We start from the raw sequence: 22,139 nt of genomic DNA on the forward strand, positions 1-22,139 counted from the left end.
GCTTTGCGGGCTGCACATTCACGTGCCGGATAGCCGCGCTCATTAAGGTCACACAGATGGACATGCAATCCCGAATTCGCCAGCTTTTTCAGGCCAGTATCGACACCAAGCAACAGGCGATGGAAGTACTTGCACCGCACATCGAGCAAGCCAGCCAGGTCATGGTCAACGCCCTGCTCAACGAAGGCAAAATGCTGTCCTGCGGCAACGGCGGCTCTGCCGGTGACGCCCAGCACTTTTCGTCCGAATTGCTCAATCGCTTCGAGCGTGAGCGGCCGAGCCTGCCGGCCATTGCACTGACCACCGACAGTTCGACGATCACCTCGATCGCCAACGACTACAGCTACAACGAAGTGTTCTCCAAACAGATCCGCGCCCTCGGCCAGCCGGGTGACGTATTGCTGGCAATTTCCACCAGCGGCAACTCGGCAAACATTATTCAAGCGATCCAGGCCGCACATGATCGCGAAATGATTGTCGTAGCTTTGACCGGTCGCGATGGCGGCGGCATGGCGTCACTGCTATTGCCCGAGGACGTGGAGATTCGCGTACCAGCCAACGTCACCGCACGTATTCAAGAAGTCCACTTGCTGGCGATCCATTGCCTTTGCGACTTGATCGACAGCCAACTGTTCGGGAGTGAAGAATGACCCCTAATCGCCTCGGCCTACTGGCCCTGACCCTGTGCCTCGGCATCAGCGGCTGCACCTCGGTGGTTAATGCCAGCCGTGAAGCCCCCATCGAAGACGATCGCGGCACGCGCACATTCGGCAGCAAAATCGACGACTCCCTGATCGACACCAAGGTCGGCGTGAACGTCGCCAAAGCCGACCCGGCACTGGATAACGACTCGCACATCGTCGTCACCAGCTTCAACGGCGTCGTACTGCTCGCCGGGCAAACCCCACGCGCCGACCTCAAGGCCAAAGCCGAACAAGCCGCCGCCGCTGTTCAACGCGTGAAGACGGTGCACAACGAAATTCAGATCCTGCCACCTTCCAGCTTCCTTGCCCGCCAGAACGACACCTGGCTGACCTCCAAGATCAAGACCCAGATGCTCACCGACCCGAACATCCCCGGCTCGCGCATCAAGGTTGTCACCGAGAACGGCATCGTCTACCTGCTGGGCCTGCTGACCAAGCAGGAAGCCGCTGCGGCGACCAATCTGGTGCAAGGGGTTTCCGGTGTTCAGAAGATTGTGAAGCTGTTTGAGTACATCGACTGACCCCTCGGCGGTTACGATTCTGAAACCATCACCACCCCGTAGGAGCACGGCTTGCCGGCGATGGCGTCTTTAAGATCGCTATCGCCAGCAAGCTGTGCTCCTACAAGTAATAAAAAAGGCGATCCTTGCGGATCGCCTTTTTTATTACTTCACCACTTTCAGGCTTGGCCGACCGCTGGGACGCGGTGGCTCACTGTCTGGCGGTGGAATATCGTCATCCGGCTCGATCTCATCTTCGTCTTCCATAGGCGATTCCAGATCGAACACCATGCCCTGACCGTTCTCCCGGGCGTAGATGCCCAGAATCGATGCGATAGGCACGTACAAGGTGTGAGGCACACCACCAAAGCGGCCTTCGAAGCTCACCGCCTCGTTATCCATATGCAAATGGCGTACGGCTTGTGGCGATACGTTCAGGACAATTTGCCCATCACTGGCAAAGCCCTGTGGCACTTGCACCGACGGATACTCGGAATTGACCAGCATGTGCGGGGTGCAATCGTTGTCCACAATCCACTCGTAGAGCGCGCGGACCAGATAAGGTCGACTGGAGTTCATAGCGGCTCCTTAAGCCTTAGCGCATGTCGCGTTCGACACCAGACAGACTCGCCTGGAAAGCCTCACGCGCAAACTGACGCTCCATGTAATCAAGCAGCGGCTTGGCAGGCCGCGGCAGTTCTATACCCAGAATCGGCAATCGCCAGAGTATTGGCAATAGGCAGCAATCCACCAGGCTTTGTTCCTCACTGAGGAAAAATGGTTTGTCGGCGAACAGCGGCGACACACCCGTCAGGCTTTCTCGCAGCTCTTTACGCGCCACGGCTCGAGCGGCTTCCTTGGTCCGAGAGTCCAGTATCAAATCCACCAGACCACACCAGTCCCGCTGGATGCGATGCATCAGCAGACGACTGTTGGCACGCGCCACTGGATAAACCGGCAGTAGTGGCGGGTGCGGGTAGCGCTCATCCAGGTATTCCATCACCACCGTAGATTCCCACAGCGCCAGGTCACGATCGACCAAGGTGGGCAAACTGCCGTAAGGGTTCACTTCGATCAGTTTAGGCGGCTGGCGGCCAGCTTCCACATAGATGATCTCGGCGCTCACACCCTTCTCTGCCAGTACGATTCGCACGCGGTGGGAATAGTGGTCGGCGGGGTCGGAGTAACAGGCCAACCGATTGGTCACGCCCATGGCGATCCTCCTCGCTTGTAGAAATAGTCGGAAGCGGAAAAACGAGCGCGCCCAGAGGGCGTCTCCCGTAACGCCTGGCTAGCCAGACTCGTTACTCCTTCAGAGACGCCCTTGGGCGCGCGCGATTAACAGCAATTGCTTGAAGCTTTATCAGTGCACGTCTTTCCAGTATTCACGCTTGAGCAAATAAGCGAAAACGAAGAAGAACGCCAGGTACAGCAATACATACGTACCGATGCGCTGATGTTGCAGCTTAACCGGGTTAGCCGAGTAAGCCAGGAAGGTTACCAGATTCTTGACCTTCTCATCGAACTGCTCTTCGGTCAAAGAACCACTTTTAGGCACGATGGTCAGCTGATCGCACGCTTCATGAGTCAGCGCGGTACCGGTCAGCGGATCATATTGCTTCTTGCCGTCTTCGACGATCTGAACCTGTTTGCAACCGACGACCTGACGACCTTGCAGGCCGACCAGAACGTTAGGCATGCCCACGTTCGGGAAGACCTTGTTGTTCACACCCCATGGGCGCGACGGGTCTTCATAGAACGACTTCAGGTAGCCATAGAGCCAGTCAGTACCGCGAACGCGAGCCACCAGAGTCAGGTCCGGTGGCGCCGCGCCGAACCAGGTCTTGGCGTCAGCCGGCTGCATGCCAACTGTCATGTGGTCGCCGATCTTGGCACCGGTAAACACCAGCTTCTCCAGCATCAGCTCATGAGGGATGTTCAAGTCATCGGCAACACGCTCATAACGCTGGAACTTGGCGCTATGGCAACCCATGCAATAGTTGGCAAACGTACGCGCGCCATCCTGCATGGCAGCCTTGTCGGAAACGTCGATGTCGACTTTTTCCAGCTCCGGACCACCGTGTTCAGCAGCGAAAGCAAACACTGGCAGCGCAGCAAGCATCAATACAGCAAATAGCTTTTTCATCAGCCAGTCACCCTTTCCGGAACCGGTTTGGTCTTCTCGAGCCTGGTGTAGAACGGCATCAAAATGAAGTAGGCGAAGTACAGGAAGGTACATACCTGCGACAGCAACGTACGCTCTGGAGTAGGCGCCAATACACCCAGAATCCCCAGGATGACGAACGAGATGCAGAACACCACGAGCCAGATCTTGCTCAGCCAGCCTTTGTAGCGCATCGACTTGACCGGACTGCGATCCAGCCACGGCAGGACGAACAACACGGCAATGGCCGCCCCCATGGCGATAACACCCATGAGTTTGTCTGGAACCGCCCGCAGAATTGCGTAGAACGGTGTGAAGTACCAGACCGGAGCAATATGCTCAGGCGTCTTGAACGGGTTGGCTTGCTCGAAGTTCGGCTTCTCGAGGAAGTAACCACCCATTTCCGGGAAGAAGAACACGATCGAACAGAAGATGAACAGGAACACCACCACACCGACGATATCTTTCACGGTGTAGTACGGGTGGAAAGCAATGCCGTCCAGCGGGATACCGTTTTCGTCCTTGTGCTTCTTGATGTCCACGCCGTCCGGGTTGTTCGAGCCGACTTCGTGCAATGCCAGGATGTGCAGCACTACCAGGCCGAGGATCACGATCGGCAAGGCAACAACGTGCAAGGCGAAGAAGCGGTTCAGGGTAATACCGGAAATCAGGTAGTCACCACGAATCCACTGGGTCAGGTCGTTACCGATGACAGGGATCGCACCGAACAGCGAGATGATCACCTGGGCACCCCAGTAGGACATCTGGCCCCACGGCAGCAGGTAGCCCATGAAGGCTTCGGCCATCAGCGCCAGGTAGATCAGCATGCCGAAGACCCACACCAGCTCGCGCGGCTTCTGATACGAGCCGTAGAGCAAGCCACGGAACATGTGCAGATAGACCACGATGAAGAATGCCGAAGCGCCGGTGGAGTGCAGCAACCGCAGGATCGAGCCGTACTCGACGTCACGCATGATGTATTCGACGGAAGCAAAGGCCTCTTCCGCCGACGGGGTGTAGCTCATGGTCAGCCAGACACCGGTGACGATCTGGTTGACCAGAACGAGCAGCGCCAGGGAGCCAAAGAAGTAGAAGAAGTTGAAGTTCTTCGGGGCATAGTACTTGCTGAGATGGTCTTCCCACATTTTGGTCGCGGGAAAGCGCGCATCAACCCAATCCATGAACTTGCTCATCACGCTTTCTCCGTATCGACGCCAATGACAATGATCTCATCGGTCTCATAGGAATGCGGGGGAACTGGCAGGTTCAAAGGCGCGGGTTGCGACTTGTAGACGCGACCAGCCAGGTCGTAGTGGGAGCCGTGGCAAGGGCAGAAATAACCACCTACCCAGTCCTTGCCCAGGTCGGCAGGAGCCACTTCAGGACGGAATGTCGGCGAACAACCCAGGTGCGTGCAGATACCGATCAGCAGCAGAACCTCAGGTTTGATCGAACGCGTTTCCGGATCGACATACGTCGGTTGTGTCGAGTTCTTGGAGGTTGGGTCAGATAGCTGGCCCTCGATCTTTTTCAGATTCCCCAGGATTTCCTCGGTACGGCGGACAATGAATACTGGCTGGCCGCGCCATTCAGCAATCATCTGCTGGCCTGGCTCGACTTTGCTGACATTCACTTTCACCGGTGCACCTGCGGCTTTCGCCTTGGCACTGGGAAACCATGACCCCACGAACGGGACCGCAGCCCCCACCGCTCCTGCAGCACCCACCACGGATGTGGCTGCTACCAAGAAGCGACGCCGGCCTGCATTCACGCCGTCATTGCTCATTCAGTCCTCTCCCATCAGCTTTGTGGCCTGTTAAATCAGGCATCTACTAAGTAAATCTATGTACTTATAAAAATTTTGCCGAATGGTAATGAAAAGCCCCAATTCTGACAAGGTAATTACCCTGGGGCGCTCCTCCCGAGCCTTGTAGTATAGGGCCTCTACGGATGTGGCAAGTTGTCACAGCGCAATTCTTTAATAAATCGCACGCATAAAAAAACGCCCAGCTCCGTGAGGATACTGGGCGTTCTTTTTTGAACGTGGAAACGAATTAACGCTTCGAGTACTGCGGACGCTTACGCGCTTTACGCAGACCAACTTTCTTACGTTCAACTTCACGTGCATCGCGGGTTACGAAGCCGGCTTTACGCAGAGCGCTGCGCAGAGTTTCGTCGTAGTCCATCAGAGCGCGGGTGATGCCGTGGCGGATTGCGCCAGCTTGACCACTTACACCACCGCCGATCACGGTGACGTAGATGTCGAACTTCTCGACAGTCTCAGTCAATTCCAGCGGCTGACGAACTACCATGCGGGCAGTTTCGCGGCCGAAGAAATTATCCAGCGAACGGTTGTTGATGGAGATGTTACCAGTGCCCGGACGCAGGAAAACGCGTGCGGTTGCGGTCTTGCGACGGCCAGTGCCGTAATTTTGAGTCGCCGACATAATGAACTATTCCGTTAAATCTTCAGTTCTTGGGGCTGCTGAGCAGTATGAGGGTGTGCAGCGCCCGCATAGACTTTCAGCTTACGGTACATGTCGCGACCCAGCGGGTTCTTAGGCAGCATGCCTTTGACCGCGGTCTCGATCACGCGCTCAGGGGCCTTGGCGATCAGCTTTTCAAAGTTGATCGACTTGATGCCGCCCGGGAAACCGGAGTGGGAGTAGTACATTTTGTCAGTGGTTTTAGCACCGGTAACACGGATCTGCTCAGCGTTGATTACGACGATGTAGTCGCCGGTGTCAACGTGAGGAGTGTACTCAGGCTTGTGCTTGCCACGCAGACGGCTCGCGATTTCGGTGGCCAGACGACCCAGGGTCTGACCAGCAGCGTCGACGACAAACCAGTCGCGCTTTACTGTTTCCGGTTTAGCAGTAAAAGTTTTCATTCTTTATAGCCTCAGGGGCCGCCCTGTAAATTAGACGGCGGATCTTACTGAATAGTGCGTACTTTGACAAGTCAAAGGCAGCCGGATACAGACGCTTTCGGGGGCTCGGGTCGGCGCGTCCGTTCAACGGCAAGATTCTTCGGCGGCGGCGCATCACTTCCACTGCAGAAAGAGGTGCGCAATTATGCAGATTGCGAAAAATATTTCAACCTGCTTTTATGATTGTTTTGCCCAAGGAGCTCCCTGATGGAGTATCGCCAGTTAGGCCGGACCAATCTGAACGTGAGTGCACTCTGCCTCGGCACCATGACCTGGGGCGAGCAAAACAGCGAAGCCGACGCCTTCGCCCAGATTGAGCGCGCCAAGAGCGCGGGTATCAACTTCATCGATACCGCCGAGATGTACCCGGTACCGCCCAAGGCCGAAACCTACGCCACCACCGAACGCTACATCGGCAATTACTTCAAAAGCCGCGGCGATCGTGCCGACTGGATCCTGGCCAGCAAGATCGCCGGCCCTGGCAATACCATCGATTACATTCGCGACAAAAACCTGCGACACAACCGCCAGCACATCACCGAAGCCGTGGATGGCAGCCTCAAACGCCTGCAGACCGACTACATCGACCTGTACCAATTGCACTGGCCCGAGCGCAGCACCAATTTCTTCGGACAGTTGGGCTACAAGCACAAGATCGAAGCCAACCTGACGCCTCTGGAGGACACCCTCGAAGCGCTCGACGAACAGGTCAAGGCCGGCAAGATCCGCCACATTGGCCTGTCCAATGAAACCCCGTGGGGCACCATGCGCTTCCTCGCCCTGGCCGAAGCCCGCGGCTGGCCACGAGCAGTATCGATCCAGAACCCGTACAACCTGCTCAACCGCAGCTTCGAAATCGGCTTGGCGGAAATTGCCATTCGTGAACAGTGCGGCTTGCTGGCCTATTCGCCGCTGGCGTTCGGTTTCCTGTCAGGCAAGTACGAAGGTGGCGCACGCCCGCCAAAAGGCCGCCTGAGCCTCTACAGCCGCTTCAGCCGCTACTTCAACGCGCAGTCGGAAGCGGCGTGCAGCCGCTATGTCGCACTGGCACGTCAGCACGGCCTGGACCCGGCACAAATGGCGCTGGCCTTCGTGACGCAACAGCCGTTCGTGACCAGCAACATTATTGGCGCGACGACGCTTGAACAACTGGACAGCAACATTGCCAGTTTTGATCTGAATCTGTCGGATGAAGTGCTGGAAGGGATTGAGGCGATTCACAAAGATCACCCGAATCCTGCACCGTAATTTGAAAAAGATCGCAGCCTGCGGCAGCTCCTACAGGGTGTACACCAATCTCCTGTAGGAACCGCCGCAGACTGCGATCTTTTTAGCCATCAACGATAGGTCAAAGCGACCGCGCAATGATCTCCTTCATGATTTCATTGGTCCCGGCATAAATCCGCTGCACCCTTGCATCGGCCCACGCCCGGGCGACCGGATACTCCCACATGAAGCCGTAACCGCCATGCAACTGCACGCACTCATCGAGGACCTTGCATTGCAGGTCGGTGCCCCAGTACTTGGCCATCGCCGCCGTCGGCACGTCGAGCTTGCCTTGCAGATGCAGTTCCAGGCAGCGGTCGACGAAGACTCGACCGATCTGGATTTCGGTCGCCATCTCCGCCAGTTTGAATCGTGTGTTCTGGAAGTCGGCAATCGACTTGCCGAAGGCCTTGCGCTCGCGGGTGTAGTCCAGCGTCCACTGCAACGCCGCTTCGGCTGAAGCCAAGCCACCAATGGCCACGGTAAGGCGCTCCTGAGGCAACTCCTGCATCAGATAGGCGAATCCCATCCCTGCCTGGCCCAGCAAGTTTTCCTTGGGCACCCGAACGTCCTGGAAGAACAGTTCCGACGTATCCTGGGCCTTCATGCCCACCTTCTCCAGGCGCTTGCCCTTGTCGAAGCCTGGCGTATCGGCCTCCACCAGAAACAGACTGGTGCCCTTCGCACCCGCCTTTGGATCGGTCTTGGCGACGACGATCACCAGGTCAGCCAGAAAGCCATTGGTGATGAAGGTTTTCGAGCCATTGATCACATATTCGTCACCATCGAGCACGGCAGTAGTCTTCACGCCTTGCAGGTCGGAACCGGCGCCCGGCTCGGTCATGGCGATGGCACTGACCATCTCCCCGGAGACCAGTTTCGGCAGGTATTTGTGTTTCAGTGTTTCGCTACCGTAATGCAGGATGTAAGGCGCGACGATATCCGAATGCAGGGAGAAACCGATGCCCGTCAGCCCCAGGCGCCCCACCTCTTCAATCACCACCGTACTGTAGAGAAAGTCCGCCCCCAGCCCGCCGTATTCCTCCGGCAAATGCGAGCACAACATCCCCGCCTCCCCCGCCTTGTTCCAGAGTTTACGGTCGATATAGCCCTGTTTTTCCCATTGCCCATGGAACGGCACGGCCTCTTTTTCAAGAAACGTTCGCACGCTGTCGCGAAAAAGTTCGTGCTCGGAACTGAACAAGGTTCTGGGAATCATGCGGCACCTGTCGTTATTTTTAGAGGAGGTTGACCTTCAGAGACTAAGCCCCGGGTCCGATACAGGACACTGGACACATCCGACAAAAAATAAGACGATCCAGCCGTCTGGTGACCACTTTCCCCTATAAGAATAAAGTTGAATTATGTCTAACCAAGCCTCCACGCCCCTGCGGCGCGTCAGCATCCTGGCCATCGACCGGGTTTTTGCTTCCACCCTCATGCAAGCCAAAGATTTCTTTCACCTCGCCAGCCTGCGCTACGGCAAACAACTGGGTCGCGGCCTGGTTCCAGCCTTCGAAACCCGACTGGTCAGCCCCGACGGCAAGCCGGTCAACAGCTTCAGCGACGTGATAATGCCGGTGGACGGCGGACTGGAAAATACTGACATCATCGTCATCCCAGCGTTTTGGGATGACTTCGAAACCCTGTGCCAACGCTACCCACAAGTCCTGCCCTGGCTGCGCCAGCAACATGCACGCGGTGCGGTACTGTGTGGCGAGGCCACTGGCGTGTTCTGGCTCGCGGAGGCCGGGCTGCTCGACGGCAAGGAAGCGACCACCTACTGGCGCTTCTTCAATGCCTTCGCCGAACGCTTCCCACGGGTTTACCTCAACCAGGACAAGCACCTCACCGATGCCGACAACCTCTACTGCGCCGGCGGCACCACCTCGGCATGCGATCTGTACATCTACCTGATCGAGCGCTTCTGCGGCGCCAATGTGTCCCAGGCCGTGGCCCGTGACATTCTCTATGAAGTGCAGCGCAGCTACTCGCCGGGACGCATCGGCTTTGGCGGGCAAAAGCTGCACCAGGACGGGATCATCCTGCAGATCCAGCACTGGCTCGAAGAACACTTCGCCGACAAATTCCGCTTCGAGGATGTCGCCCGCGAACACGGCATGAGCATCCGCAACTTCATGCGCCGCTTCCAGACCGCCACCGGCGACAAGCCGCTGCACTACCTGCAACGCCTGCGCATCGAAACCGCCAAAGGTCTGCTGTCCGGCAGCCGCAAGAGCATCAAGACCATCAGCTATGAAGTCGGCTATGACGATGCGAGCTTCTTTGCGCGACTGTTCCGCCAGCACACAGAACTGTCGCCGAACCAGTATCGGCAACAGTTTCAGCAGGCTGCTTAAAGCCCTGCACGCCCTGTAGGAGCACAGCTTGCTGGCGATGGCGCCCGTGAGATCGCCATCGCCGGCAAGCCGTGCTCCTACAAGGATCTTCGATACAAAAAAGGGCCTGCATTGGCAGGCCCTTTTTCATTTTCTGAATCGTCTCAAGGCTTGTGCGCCCGGGACAGAAATTCATGAGATTGCATTTCCAGCAGACGACTGAGGGTCCGCTGGAACTCGAACGTCAGGCGACCACCGGTGTAGAGGTCTTTCAACTCTACTTCAGCAGAAATGATCAGTTTCACGTTACGGTCGTAGAACTCGTCGACCATGTTGATGAAACGACGGGCGATGTCGTCGGTGGTGACGCTCATCTGCTCGACGCCGCTGAGCAGCACGGCGTGGAAGATCTTGCCCAATTCGATGTAATCGTTCTGGCTACGCGGGCCGTCGCACAGTTCGCGGAAGTCGAACCAGGCCACGTCATCGCAGGTGCGCAGGGCGCGGATTTCGCGGTTTTCGATCATCAGAACGTCGTTCTCGACCGCTGCCGTGCATTCCGGCGTCAGCGCACGGAAGCTCTTGCGCAGGCTTTCGTGGGCGGCTTCGTCGAGCGGGAAGTGGAACAGTTCCGCTTGTTCGAGATGGCGCAGACGGTAATCGACGCCACTGTCGACGTTGACGATGTCCGTGTGCAGTTTGATCAACGCGATGGCCGGCAGGAAACGCGCACGTTGCAGGCCGTCCTTGTACAGGCCGTCCGGCACGATGTTCGAAGTCGCGACCAGGCTCACGCCGTTCTTGAACAGCTCTTCCATCAGCGTGCCAAGGATCATGGCGTCGGTGATGTCGGAAACGAAGAACTCATCGAAACAGATCACCCGGGTCTCGGCGGCGAAACGCTTGGCGATGATGGTCAGCGGGTTTTTCTCGCCACCCAGGGTTTTCATTTCTTCGTGCACGCGCTTCATGAAGCGGTGGAAGTGCGTACGAGTCTTTTCCTTGAACGGCAGCGCCTCAAAGAAGGTGTCGACCAGGTAAGTCTTGCCGCGGCCTACCCCGCCCCAGAAATACAGGCCCTTGACCGGCGCCTGATCCTTCTTGCCAAACAGTTTGCCTAGCAGGCCCGGCTTGTTTTGCTCGGCCGCGACCAGGTCGTCGTACAGGCGTTGCAAATGACGCACGGCCGTTTCCTGCGCAGCGTCATGGAAAAACTCCGGGCGTTTCAGATCAGCTTGATATCGTTCTAGGGGCGTCATAATTCGTTAGCAAGGCAACAAAAACGGGCCGTCACTTTAGCGATGGCCCGTGGGAATGGCAATCAACCCTTGGTCGGGTCGAGCCGTTGATTATTCCTGAATCGGTGTCAGCGCAATCCGCAGAGCGTCGATCGCACCGTCGCGCGCGGCGCTGTCCGCGAATGCCGGGCTGTCGGCGACGCACTCGCCTTCCAGCCAAACACTGAAGCTCAGGTCTTCGCTGCGCACGTCCAATGGCTGACCCGATTGCAGTTGCTTGGTCACTTGACCTGCGGTTTTACCGTCGGCGAAGTGGCGCGACAGCAGCAGTTGTTCGCCATCGGCCGCCAACAGACGGAAGCGGAAACTGCCATCGTCTTCGCGGAAGCTGACAAAACGCGCGGCTTTCGCGGCCTTCTTCTTGGTGGTCGCCGCCACTTGTGTCTGGGCGACGAAAGAGCGCAGGCCAACCGCTTCACGCAACTCGGTGAGGAACGGCGTCGCCACCGCACGGGCCTTTTTCGCACCGTGTTGCAGGATGTCTTCCAGATCCGCCGGGCGTTCGATCAGCAGTTGATAACGCTCACGGGACTCGCCCAATTCGTTGTCCAGCAACTGGAACAGGCGATTCTTCGCCTCGCCCCAACCCAGGCCCTGCAGCAGATCGCTACGGAACTCGTCGGCTTGCGCCGCAGTAGCAAAGGCCTGGTACAGAGTGAACAGGTGCGAATTGTCCGGATCTTTCGCTTCGCCCGGCGCGCGGGAGTCGGTGACGATCCGCGAAATCGCGTCTTTCATCTCTTTGGCACTGCTAAACAGCGGAATGGTGTTGTCGTAGCTCTTCGACATCTTGCGACCGTCCAGGCCTGGCAAGGTCGCCACGCTTTCCTCGATCAGCGCTTCGGGCATGGTGAAGAACTCCTTGCCCTGGCCGAACAGGTGGTTGAAGCGCTGACCGATATCCCGCGCCATTTCCACGTGCTGGATCTGGTCACGACCGACCGGCACCTTGTGTGCGTTGAACATCAGGATGTCGGCGGCCATCAGTACCGGATAGCTGTACAAGCCCATGGTGATGCCGGCGTCCGGGTCTTCGCCGGTCTCGACGTTCTTGTCCACCGAGGCCTTGTAGGCGTGGGCGCGGTTGAGCAGGCCCTTGGCGGCAACGCAGGTCAGCAACCAGGTCAGCTCGGGAATCTCCGGGATGTCGGACTGGCGGTAGAACGTCACGCGGTCCACATCCAGGCCACCGGCCAGCCAGGTCGCGGCGATTTCCAGACGCGAGCGCTGGATGCGCAACGGGTCATCGCACTTGATCAGGGCGTGATAGTCGGCCAGGAAATAGAACGAATCAGCATTGCTGTCACGGCTGGCGACGATCGCCGGGCGGATGGCGCCAGCGTAGTTGCCCAGGTGTGGCGTGCCGGTGGTGGTGATGCCGGTGAGGATACGGGTACGAGTCGTCATGGGTAATCGCTTGTCAGACTGCAATCAATTCGAAAGACGCGGCAGGATAAGATCCTTGAGATCGGTCAGCTTGCCATGAAAGAAGTGCCCGCATTCTGCCACTTTCAGCAGCTCATGGGGACGTTCGAGCTTGTCGGACCATTGATAGACGACTTGCGGCTCGATGACTTCGTCGGTTTCCGGCTGAATCAGGGTCAGTTCGCCCTGTTGTGGTAGTTGATCCTGATCGCCCAGGCGCATGACCGCTGGCGCGACCATGAACAAGTGTTTGACCTGCTCGCCCCTGGCTTCCAGACGCCCGCCGAGGCTGGCCGCCACAAAACCACCGAAGGAAAAACCGAACAGGGTCAGCGGTAAATCCGGGTGTTTTTCCCGCAGCCATGCGGCGGCGGCTTGGGCATCGTCGACTTCACCGGTACCCATGTCGTGGACACCCGCGCTGGCACCAACGCCACGGTAATTGAAGCGCAACGTAATCAGGCCGGCATCGCGTGCCGTGCGCTGCAGGGTCGAGACCACCTTATTGAGCATGGTGCCGCCCTGCACGGGGTTGGGGTGGCAAATCAGCGCTATACCACGTGGTTGCTCATTGTCCAGATACAGACTTTCCAGTTGACCCACCGGGCCATCGATCACTACAGGGGTTTCACGCATCAGCAAGGAAGGAACTCCGTGACCTCGAATCGGGTCGATTCGTCTAGCAAATTGTCTGCGGCTGTCTATTACCAGTGAATCGCGGTATACAGCGCAGGTTCGAGCCGTTAACGTAAAGCAAAGCCGTTTATAGAGGAAGGACTCGTGGAACACTCGCTCTTAGTTTGGTTGTTACCGACTCTTGCCCTGGTTGTGGGTGTCGCCATTGGATTCCTGATTGCTCGCCTTGCGCCGAATGCCGCGCCTAGCAGCACGCAACGTCAGCTGGACGATATTCAGGAACGTTTCGACAGTTATCAGAACGAGGTGGTGACCCACTTCAACAGCACCGCGACACTGGTCAAGAAACTGACTCAGAGCTATCAGGAAGTGCAGGATCATCTCGCCGAGGGCGCCAACCGCCTGGCCCTGGACGAGCAGACCCGCCAACGCTTGCTGGCCTCCCTGCACGCCGATGCGGCACAGGCTCCACGGGAACGCCTGACGCCACCGCGCAATCAGGAGCCGCCGCGCGATTACGCGCCCAAAGCCCCGAATGCCCCAGGCATGCTCGATGAGCATTACGGTCTGAAGAAGTAAGAACCCCCCCCTGTAGGAGCTGTCGAGTGCAACGAGGCTGCGATCTTTAGATTGTTAAAATCAAGATCAAAAGTTCGCAGCCTCGTTGCACTCGACAGCTCCTACACAGCTTCTACAAGGACACAAAAAAACCGCCCGAACCATTGAGGATCGGGCGGTTTTTTTATGCCTGGGGTTCAGTCAGGCAATTAGGGTTAACGCTGAACGTTACCTTATTACTGGGCACCGTACTCTTGGCCCGGAATCGCCTTGAGGTTGACCTCTACACGACGGTTCTGTGCACGACCATTGACGTCGGCGTTGCTGGCAATCGGGCCATCGGGACCCGCGCCGCGCGCGCTCAGGTTGGCACCGCTGACACCTTGCGAGGTCAGGTAGGTTGCCACGCTTTGTGCACGACGCTCGGACAGGTCCATGTTGTGCTGACGGCTGCCGGTGCTGTCGGTGTAGCCGACGATTTCGATCTGGTTCTGGTTGAACTCTTTCAGCGAGCCCGCCAGGCTGTTCAGCGGCTGATAGAAACTTGGAGCGATGTTCGCCGAATCGGTGGCGAAGGTGATGTTGCCCGGCATGATCAACTTGATCTGATCGCCTTGGCGCTGCACTTCAACACCGGTGTTGGCCATGCTAGCGCGCAGCTTTTTCTCTTGCTGGTCGGCGTAGTAGCCGTAACCGGCGGCGGAAGCACCGACCACTGCCGCACCGATCAGCGCGCCCTTGCCACGGTTGTCGTGGTTGATGGCAGCACCGGCCAGCGCACCGGCCAGCGCGCCGAGACCGCCGTATTTTGCGGTTTTGCTCATGCCTTGAGAGCCGGTATCAGCCTGTCCCTGACTTGAGTCATATTGGCCAGGCGATGCACAACCGGACAACAGCGCCACGGCAGTAGCAACGATAATCAAACGACGGGTGGTGAACATGTAGAGCTCCTACTTTTTGCATTCTATGGTGCAACGGACGTATGCATCGAACCTTCGCGGGCGTTGGATCATTTCGGCTCGCAAAAATTCCACTTGTTACAAATCACGCGCGAACGAACGGATTGTCGCGCATTTCATCCCCTAAGCGTGTGTCGGGACCATGCCCGGCCACCACGGTCGCTTCTTCATCGAGGGTATACAGGCGCTGCTTGATCGAACGCACGATAGCCGCTTGATCGCCTCCCCACAAATCCGTGCGCCCTACTCCGCGACGAAACAGGGTATCACCGGCGATCAGTAGCTTAGCCTCGGAAAACCAGAAACTCATGGAGCCCGGCGTATGCCCCGGCGTGTGCAGCGCCACGCCGCAACCGCAGGCCAACTCTTCATCGTCGGCCAGCCAGCGGTCCGGCGACGGCACCGGCGTGTATGGCACGCCGAACATCTGGCACTGCATTTCCAGGTTATCCCACAGGAATTGATCGTCCTTGTGCAGGTGCAGGGTGGCGCCGGTTTTCTCTTTGAGTTGACCGGAAGCGAGGAAATGGTCGAGGTGGGCATGGGTATGAATGATGCTGACCACCTTCAGGCCCAGGGCATCAAGACGTGCAAGGATCTGCTCATGATTGCCCCCCGGATCGACCACGATCGCCTTTTTGGTGATCGGATCGCCGATGATCGTGCAGTTGCACTGCAAAGGGCCGACGGGGAAGGTTTCGCGGATCAGGGCGGGCTTCTGGGACATCAGGGGTCTGCTCGATAAACAGGGGACGAGCGATTTTCGCACAATTAAGTATCCCGTCCTTTACCCGGCTATGTAACGTGAAGATTTTCTTAACCTAAAACCCCTAATTCCTTCGCTCGCGCAACAGCCTGCGTACGCCTTTCGACGCCCAGCTTGCTGTTGATATGACTGGCATGGGTTTTTACGGTGTGCAGCGAGATGAACAACTGATCACTGATTTCCTGGTTCGAGCAGCCTTGGGCAATCAGGCGCAGGACGGCCAGTTCACGTGTACTGAGTTGTTCAGTCGCAGGAGCAGATTCCAGCATGGACCGGTTTGCCAATGTCGGCAGCTTATCCACAAGGTCCTGGGAAATCGTCGTCTGCGCGCTGTTTTGCAACTGAGCGCGAAGCCAATCCGGATGTTCGGCCAGCAGCCCTTCAAAGGGTTGCAGCACGCCGCCAGCGGCGGCATCCAGTGCCTGACTCAGCATTTTGCGAGCCTCGGGCTCGCGCCCGTTGCCCAGTAGCAACGAAACCTTTTGCGTCAGCGCCAGCGCACTGAGCATCTGTCGACCGGTTTGCTGACCGTGTTCGAGCAGCGCATTCAAACGCCCCTCGGCCAGCATCGGTTGCCCCTGAATGACCTCCAGCAAGGCTTGTTGCAATTCGATATGCAGGGGCAATTGCGGATGAAATTCCGGCGGTGCTGCCGGCTTTTCGCCGTTATAGGTCTGTCCCAGTCGGGCCAGCCAGGCTTCAGCCAGATCGATGCGCCCCTGGGCGAGCCAGAGCTCGCATTTGACCAAGGTGATCATTGCCAGATAGTAAATAGGCGGCACGTCCCAGATATGCATCAGCCTTTCAGCTTCGGCCAGTTCAGCGAAGGCCTTGGCGAATTCGCCGCTGTTGCCTTCGAGCCGGGCAATCACGCAATGACCAATCAATACGCTGATATCGCGACACGCTCGCGCTTCACTCAATCCAGCCTGCAAGCGCGCCCGCGCCGTTTGCGGTTGCAGACGCAACGCCAGCAGGAAACCTTCGTACAACATCAGCCGCGCACGTACAGCATAGAGCCGCTGCGGTGAGAGCCCTTGCAGGCGTTGCAGTCCCTGCCGGACTTCATCGAGGGCGCGCAGGATTTCCCCCCGAGCTTGCAGCACGCGCGCGCGGTCATAGTGAGCCAGTGCTTCGAACAGCGGGTTGCCGACTCGTTGCGCCAATTCCAGAGAGTCACGGTTCAACTCACGCGCGCGCCACAGGTCACCATCGGCAATGGCCAGATTGGATAGGGTCGACAGGCACATCAATCGCTGGCCGTAACGCTTGCACGGCAGGCTTGCCAGCGCTTCGCTGCAATAGCGCAGTGTCAGCTCACGGTTGCCGCGCCCGCGAGCGATGATCCCGCTCAAGGCCAACCATTGCGCCAGCATCGACTTTTGCGCGGTGGCTGAAGGGGCCGGCAGAAAACGGCTCAAATGACTGGCCAGCTCCTCGGCGGCGTCCAGCTGACAAGCCATTCCCAGTGCCCAACTGTAGAGCACGATCAGTCGGGGCGTACTGATCAGCAGGCTGTCGGGCAGGTCCATTTTCCAGCGCAGCAACATGCCGACATTCTGTTCGGCCAGCAGCTGTTCTTCCGACAGGTTTTGCACAAGGTTCGCCGCAACGTCCAGATGCCCGGCACGCAATGCCTGCTCCACCGCTTCATCGAGCAATCCCTGGGCATTGAACCAGCGACAGGCGCGCAGGTGCAGACTGGCGGCCGGCACCATCGACTGGGCGGCAGGCCGCGAACGCAGCAGGTCGGAAAACAGATGGTGATAACGATACCAATGACCATGTTCGTCCAGCGGTACCAGGAACACCTGGTGGGCTGCCAGAAACCGCAGGATTTCGGCACTGTCATGGGCGTCGCGGACGGCGTCGCACAGTTCGCTGCAAAAGCGTTCCTGGGGCGCTGTGTCATAGAGAAACGCCTGGACCTCGGCAGGCAGGCAATCAATCACTTCTTCAAGCAGGTAATCGCGGATCAGGCCTTCCCCGCCGTGGAGTGCCTGGGGCAAAGCACCATGAGTGCCTGCTTCTGACGCCGCCAGTAGCCAGAAACGCAAGCCGGCCACCCAGCCTTCACTGCGCTGGATCAGATTTTCCAGGGCCTCGCCGCGCAAGGAGCTGCTGTGTCGAGCGAGCAAGCTCAGGGCTTCATCATGGGTCAGGCGCAGGTCCTGTTCGTGCAACTCCAACAGTTGCCGCGACAAACGCAGCCGTGCCAGATGCCAGTCAGGGCGTTGACGGCTGGTGACCATCACCAGCAAACCATCGGGAAGGTGATTGAGGAAAAACTGCAGGCAGCGATCGAGCACCGGTCCCTGGGCCAGATGATAATCATCGAGCACCAGCAACAATGGCGTCGCCGTCGACAGATGCACGGCCAATTCGTCGAGCAAGCCATCCAGCCATTCTTCAAAGGCAAACGGCTGGTGGCGCTGGCGCATTTTCAACAGCCCGAGGGACTGCCTGCCCAGCTGTGGATAATAGTCCTGAAGACCTTCAAGCAACCGCTCAAGGAATCGACCCGGATCGCTGTCCCGCGCACTCAAGCCCAGCCACAGGCTTTGCCAATGCGCCGGCAACGATTGGCAGAACTCCACCGCCAACGAACTTTTGCCGAACCCCGCCGGAGCACAGACCAACAGCAATCTGCCACCGAGCCCCGCACTCAAACGCTCGCACAGTCGTGGGCGCAACACATGGCCGTCAGGCAATGGCGGTCGGAAAAAGCGCCCGTCCAACGCGGCGACAACAACGCTTGCAGGACCTGGCGGTGGGAACAGATCAGTCATGGCCGGCTCTTGTTTGAAATACGGGTGGCGGCGTTGCAGATGTCCGCAGACTAGCGGTAATCGATGAGGGAATGAAGATAATTGCTACAAATGGCTACAAAAAGTCTACGAACAAAAATCTCCCGCCTGTAAAGCGTCGTCGCTCGTGAAAAGATCGCAGCCTTCGGCAGCTCCTACCCTGGAATGCGTTTACCCGTAGGAGCTGCCGAAGGCTACGATCTTTCAGGCAAAAAAACGCCCCGAACCAGTCGGGGCGTTTTCTGAGGATGCGGCCTCGGATTGCAGTGCTTAGCGAATACCATCCTGACGCAAGGCGTTCGGGGTGAAGTCCGCAGTGGTGGCGGTGAAGCCGAAGTCATACGCCGACTTCTCTTCGTTCTTCATGCCCAGTGCCAGGTAGCGACCCGATTGCAGGTCGTACAGGGTTTCCAGGGTGTACCACGGCACCTGGACGTTGTAATAGTTCTGGGAGTGGGCTTCCGCTACACGCCAGAGCTGATTACGACCGTCGTAGTGGTCGATCACCGCCGCTTGCCAGGTGTCTTCGTCGATGTAGAAGTCACGCTTGGCATAGATGTGGCGCTGGCCTTCCTTCAAGGTTGCAACCACATGCCACACACGACGCAGCTCGTAGCGAGCCAGGTCCTGGTTGATGTGGCCGGCCTTGATGATGTCGGCGTACTTGAGCTTCGGATCGTCAAGCTTGTAGCTGTCGGAGGCGATGTACATCTCTTTCTTGCCTTCGAGTTTCCAGTCGTAGCGATCCGGCGCACCGTTGTACATGTCGAGGTTATCGGAAGTACGCAGACCATCGGCGGCGGTACCCGGGCCGTCATAGGACACTTGTGGTGCACGACGCACGCGGCGCTGACCGGCGTTGTAGACCCACGCCGAACGCGGTTCCGCAACCTGGTCGAGGGTTTCGTGCACCAGCAGCACACCACCGGCCAGACGTGCCGGCGCAGTCACTTTTTGCTTGAAGTAGAACAGGATGTTGCCCGGGTTCGACGGATCGTAGTCCTTCATCTTGTCGCGGAACACGAACTGATCCTGGAAGTACACCAGGCTGAACGAGCCGTTCGCCTGCGGTGTAGCCTGGGTCACCAGGCGCGTCACGCTACCACCGCGATAGCGGGTGATGTGGTTCCAGATGACCTCGACGCCGCTTTTCGGAATAGGGAACGGTACGGCCGTCTCGAAGTTTTTCAGCCCGTTGCCGCCGGACACCAGCTCGGTGCTGGTGGCGTTTTTCTTGATGGCGGCGAACACGTCATCCGGCACGGTGGCACCGCGATGGGACGGGTAAACCGGCATCTTGAAGGTTTCCGGATAGCGCTTGAACATCGCGTACTGACCCGGCGCGAGCTTGTCCTTGTACTGATCGACGTTCTGCGCCGTGATGGTAAACAGCGGTTTTTCACTGGCGTATGGATCGGACAGGAAACCCTTGCTGTCAACGGTGCCGGCGGTTTTCGGCATCGGTTTCCAGGCCGGGATCGAACCGTCGGCGTTGCCCGCCATTTCGGCCCCCATCGGGGTCAGGCTCTTGCCCAATTTATCCGCTTCGGCCGCTGGGACCGCAGCCATTACGCTGGTCGCCAGCAGCGAAAGACCCAAGACACCGGCGTGAAACAGATTCTTTGTAATTTTCATGTGTGTGCTCGTCCTGAAAATACAGTGCTTAGAAGTTCACGCCGAAGCTGAGCGCAACGAAGTCGCGGTCATCCACGGTGGTGTATTTGCCGTCGAAGAAGTTGGTGTACGCCAGGCTTGCGGTGTAGGTGTTCTGGTATTCGGCATCGACACCCAGACTGACCGCTTTACGACCTTCCTCAAAGTTGCCGCCAGGGCCAGGCGAGTAACCTTCCACGTCGTGGGACCAGGCTACGTTTGGCTTGAGGTTCACACCGGCGAATACATCGTTGTATTCCCAGATCGCACGACCGCGATAGCCCCAGGAAGTCGGTGTAGTGAAGCCTTCGTCGGTGCAATTGCGGCTGAGGTTGTTGGTCGGTGTACCTGGACCGGCACCGTTGATCGTGCTCTGGTTGAGCGCAATACAGGTGTTCTGGCCACCGGTAGCCGGCAGTTCGCCAGGACCGAATACCGGGTCACGGCCGTAACGGACGTCGGAGGTGCTTTCCAGGCCGCCGACGTGGGTCACGCCCACTTCACCCACCAGGGTCAGACGGCTGGCGCCCATGACCTGATCGAAGAAGTGCGTCAGGGTGGTCTGGAACTGGGTGACTTCCTTGCGGCGATAACCGTGCAGGTCCTGACCCGGCACGCCGTTGAGCAGCGATGCGTTGGTCAGCGCGCCACCCAGTGGACGGACACCGGCGAACAGGATGTCAGTGGTGTTGAGCTGCACCGGTGCGTTAGGGCGGTAGCTGATCTCACCGCTCCACGCCGTACCGGTAGGCAGGGTGGTGGAGAAGCTCAAACCGTACAGGCGGATGTCTTCGGGATACTCGATGAAGTAGTTCGAGTTACCCGCAACAATCAAAGGCGCCAGAGCGCGCAATTGCGCTGGCAAGGCGGCTGCCCCGGCATAGACCGACGCCGGCGCACCGGTTGCGCTGAAGATCGGCGCCCGGCTGTGATAGTTCATGAAATAGGCACCGAATTCGGTGTCCAGCGGATCGAACATGTACTTGAGGGATGCGCCCCATTGGCCGCTGTCCCGCGCATCGCGGTCTGCACCACGGCGTACCAGCACACCTTCGTTGTCGACGTCGACACCCAGTCGGGTCAGGGTCGGCAAGGCGGCAGCCGGAATGGTCGAACGCTTGTTCAGCACGCGCAGGTTGTTGTCGCAACCGTCGGCCACGATGTCAGGTTGGGAGAAGAAGGTGCCACAGTTGTCGACGACGGTCTGGTCCCATTCGATCTGGTAGAAAGCATCGGCCGACAGACTGTCGGTCAGGCTCTGGGATACGTAGAACATGTTGACCGGGATCAGGCCTTCCTTGATCTCGGCGCCTGGACGGCGGAACGCGGACACGTCGATCGGGTTGATCGAGTTGATGCCGCCGCCAATGAAGGTACTTTCACCCCAGCTCACCACCTGTTTGCCCAAACGCACGGAACCCGGTTGATCGGCGATGGCATAGTTGTGATAGACGAAGGCGTCGAGAATCTCGCTACCGGAAGACTTTGCGGCTTCCTTGCGGTTGTCGTCGCTGATGTCTTTGAACGGACGGCTTTCGTCCTTGAGTTCAAAGTCGTACCAGTATTTGCCACGGACGAAAACGCCGGTGTCGCCGTATTTCAACTCAAGGTCATGAATGCCCTTGAAGATCTTCGAGAAGGTTTCACCACTCTTGAAGTTCAAGTGACCGTCATCGGAAGTCTGGGACAGGCCGCGGCCACCGTTGTTGACGCCTATGAGGTTCTTGTTAGGGTTCTCAGTAGACCAACTGGCACCGATCGACAGGGACGAGTCGAACTGACCTTCGATTTCACCAACGTTGAAACTGACGCCGAATGCTGGCCCGGCGAGCGTAGAGGCAAGACTGACAGCCAGGGGCAGTTTCGCCCGGCGCCAGAACTGGTTTACTGATGTCATCGACGCTTCTCCATGTGCATTTTATTGTTATGGCATTGAGCACTTTTAAAAACGCTTGGATAACAGGGAGCCAAGGCTTCCCAAAGTCATTCCAAAGTTGCATCGCCCCGGTTTGTGCGTTTGCTCCGTTCTTAAAAATCCTTGAGCGGACTATATCCAGCAGGTAGTAGTGCTTGATCCCTCTAAAGTGTGATTTGCGCCCGCCAGACACTCTGGAACAGTCCTTTCGCCAGACCGA

Annotated in this window: 21 protein-coding genes; 5 read left to right on the forward strand and 16 right to left on the reverse strand. The window is 58.0% G+C overall.

The window, feature by feature from the left end:
• Positions 1-56 precede the first annotated feature (56 nt).
• Positions 57-650 (forward strand): phosphoheptose isomerase, encoded by a 594-nt coding sequence (locus tag ABTV22_RS24940; protein ID WP_095192986.1) that lies wholly within the window; start codon positions 57-59, stop codon positions 648-650.
• Complete coding sequence (locus ABTV22_RS24945; RefSeq protein ID WP_433737063.1) at positions 647-1,225, forward strand: BON domain-containing protein; 579 nt, start codon at positions 647-649, stop codon at positions 1,223-1,225. Before ABTV22_RS24940 ends, ABTV22_RS24945 begins: the two co-directional genes overlap by 4 nt.
• A gap of 144 nt (positions 1,226-1,369) precedes the next feature.
• Here the strand turns inward: ABTV22_RS24945 and ABTV22_RS24950 are convergent, their stop codons facing one another.
• The 7 genes from ABTV22_RS24950 to rplM form a co-directional block, all read right to left on the reverse strand.
• Positions 1,370-1,783, reverse strand: a complete 414-nt coding sequence (locus ABTV22_RS24950; protein WP_433737064.1) for a ClpXP protease specificity-enhancing factor — start codon at positions 1,781-1,783, stop codon at positions 1,370-1,372.
• 16 nt (positions 1,784-1,799) lie between these two features.
• Positions 1,800-2,417 (reverse strand): glutathione S-transferase N-terminal domain-containing protein, encoded by a 618-nt coding sequence (locus ABTV22_RS24955; protein WP_007989864.1) that lies wholly within the window; start codon positions 2,415-2,417, stop codon positions 1,800-1,802.
• Positions 2,418-2,567: 150 nt separating this feature from the next.
• The gene (locus ABTV22_RS24960) at positions 2,568-3,350 is read right to left on the reverse strand and encodes a cytochrome c1 (RefSeq protein ID WP_433737065.1); all 783 of its coding nucleotides are present in this window, start codon (positions 3,348-3,350) and stop codon (positions 2,568-2,570) included.
• Entirely contained in the window at positions 3,350-4,561 is a 1,212-nt protein-coding gene (locus tag ABTV22_RS24965) for a cytochrome b (RefSeq protein ID WP_433737066.1), read from the reverse strand. Before ABTV22_RS24965 ends, ABTV22_RS24960 begins: the two co-directional genes overlap by 1 nt.
• Positions 4,561-5,154, reverse strand: a complete 594-nt coding sequence (gene petA, locus ABTV22_RS24970) for a ubiquinol-cytochrome c reductase iron-sulfur subunit (protein ID WP_433737067.1) — start codon at positions 5,152-5,154, stop codon at positions 4,561-4,563. The genes ABTV22_RS24965 and petA overlap by 1 nt, the downstream gene beginning before the upstream one ends.
• 268 nt (positions 5,155-5,422) lie before the next feature.
• A complete protein-coding gene (rpsI, locus tag ABTV22_RS24975; protein ID WP_003228056.1) occupies positions 5,423-5,815 on the reverse strand; it encodes a 30S ribosomal protein S9 in 393 nt (130 codons plus the stop codon).
• Between the two features lie 14 nt (positions 5,816-5,829).
• The gene (gene rplM / locus ABTV22_RS24980; RefSeq protein ID WP_003228062.1) at positions 5,830-6,258 is read right to left on the reverse strand and encodes a 50S ribosomal protein L13; all 429 of its coding nucleotides are present in this window, start codon (positions 6,256-6,258) and stop codon (positions 5,830-5,832) included.
• A gap of 246 nt (positions 6,259-6,504) precedes the next feature.
• Between rplM and ABTV22_RS24985 the strand changes: the two genes are divergently transcribed.
• Entirely contained in the window at positions 6,505-7,545 is a 1,041-nt protein-coding gene (locus ABTV22_RS24985; protein ID WP_433737068.1) for an NADP(H)-dependent aldo-keto reductase, read from the forward strand.
• Positions 7,546-7,645: 100 nt separating this feature from the next.
• Here ABTV22_RS24985 and ABTV22_RS24990 read toward each other — a convergent pair whose 3' ends face one another.
• Positions 7,646-8,782 carry an acyl-CoA dehydrogenase family protein gene (locus tag ABTV22_RS24990; protein ID WP_433737069.1) on the reverse strand — a complete coding sequence of 379 codons (1,137 nt, stop codon included), beginning with the start codon at positions 8,780-8,782 and terminating at the stop codon, positions 7,646-7,648.
• A gap of 220 nt (positions 8,783-9,002) precedes the next feature.
• Here ABTV22_RS24990 and ABTV22_RS24995 point away from each other — a divergent pair, with 220 nt between their 5' ends.
• Entirely contained in the window at positions 9,003-9,923 is a 921-nt protein-coding gene (locus ABTV22_RS24995) for a GlxA family transcriptional regulator (protein ID WP_433741506.1), read from the forward strand.
• 143 nt (positions 9,924-10,066) lie between these two features.
• Here ABTV22_RS24995 and zapE read toward each other — a convergent pair whose 3' ends face one another.
• The 3 genes from zapE to ABTV22_RS25010 form a co-directional block, all read right to left on the reverse strand.
• Positions 10,067-11,161 carry a cell division protein ZapE gene (gene zapE / locus ABTV22_RS25000; RefSeq protein WP_433737070.1) on the reverse strand — a complete coding sequence of 365 codons (1,095 nt, stop codon included), beginning with the start codon at positions 11,159-11,161 and terminating at the stop codon, positions 10,067-10,069.
• A gap of 90 nt (positions 11,162-11,251) precedes the next feature.
• Complete coding sequence (locus ABTV22_RS25005; RefSeq protein WP_433737071.1) at positions 11,252-12,607, reverse strand: tryptophan--tRNA ligase; 1,356 nt, start codon at positions 12,605-12,607, stop codon at positions 11,252-11,254.
• Positions 12,608-12,631: 24 nt separating this feature from the next.
• Complete coding sequence (locus ABTV22_RS25010) at positions 12,632-13,261, reverse strand: alpha/beta hydrolase (protein ID WP_433741507.1); 630 nt, start codon at positions 13,259-13,261, stop codon at positions 12,632-12,634.
• Between the two features lie 144 nt (positions 13,262-13,405).
• On the opposite strand from ABTV22_RS25010, the gene ABTV22_RS25015 reads away from it, so the two are divergent.
• Complete coding sequence (locus tag ABTV22_RS25015; protein ID WP_047533043.1) at positions 13,406-13,840, forward strand: YhcB family protein; 435 nt, start codon at positions 13,406-13,408, stop codon at positions 13,838-13,840.
• Positions 13,841-14,055: 215 nt separating this feature from the next.
• On the opposite strand, the gene ABTV22_RS25020 is transcribed toward ABTV22_RS25015, so the two are convergent.
• From ABTV22_RS25020 to ABTV22_RS25040, 5 genes are all read right to left on the reverse strand, one after another.
• Positions 14,056-14,760, reverse strand: coding sequence for an OmpA family protein (locus ABTV22_RS25020; RefSeq protein ID WP_433737072.1), 705 nt, complete (start codon positions 14,758-14,760; stop codon positions 14,056-14,058).
• A 103-nt stretch (positions 14,761-14,863) separates the two neighbouring features.
• Entirely contained in the window at positions 14,864-15,505 is a 642-nt protein-coding gene (locus ABTV22_RS25025; protein WP_433737073.1) for an MBL fold metallo-hydrolase, read from the reverse strand.
• Positions 15,506-15,594: 89 nt separating this feature from the next.
• Positions 15,595-18,333, reverse strand: coding sequence for a LuxR C-terminal-related transcriptional regulator (locus tag ABTV22_RS25030; RefSeq protein WP_433737074.1), 2,739 nt, complete (start codon positions 18,331-18,333; stop codon positions 15,595-15,597).
• A 288-nt stretch (positions 18,334-18,621) separates the two neighbouring features.
• A complete protein-coding gene (locus ABTV22_RS25035; protein ID WP_433737075.1) occupies positions 18,622-19,986 on the reverse strand; it encodes a DUF1329 domain-containing protein in 1,365 nt (454 codons plus the stop codon).
• 28 nt (positions 19,987-20,014) lie between these two features.
• Positions 20,015-21,901, reverse strand: coding sequence for a DUF1302 domain-containing protein (locus tag ABTV22_RS25040; RefSeq protein ID WP_433737076.1), 1,887 nt, complete (start codon positions 21,899-21,901; stop codon positions 20,015-20,017).
• Positions 21,902-22,139: the final 238 nt, after the last annotated feature.

Source organism: Pseudomonas putida, assembly GCF_050990305.1.
Lineage (GTDB): Bacteria > Pseudomonadota > Gammaproteobacteria > Pseudomonadales > Pseudomonadaceae > Aquipseudomonas > Aquipseudomonas putida_AH.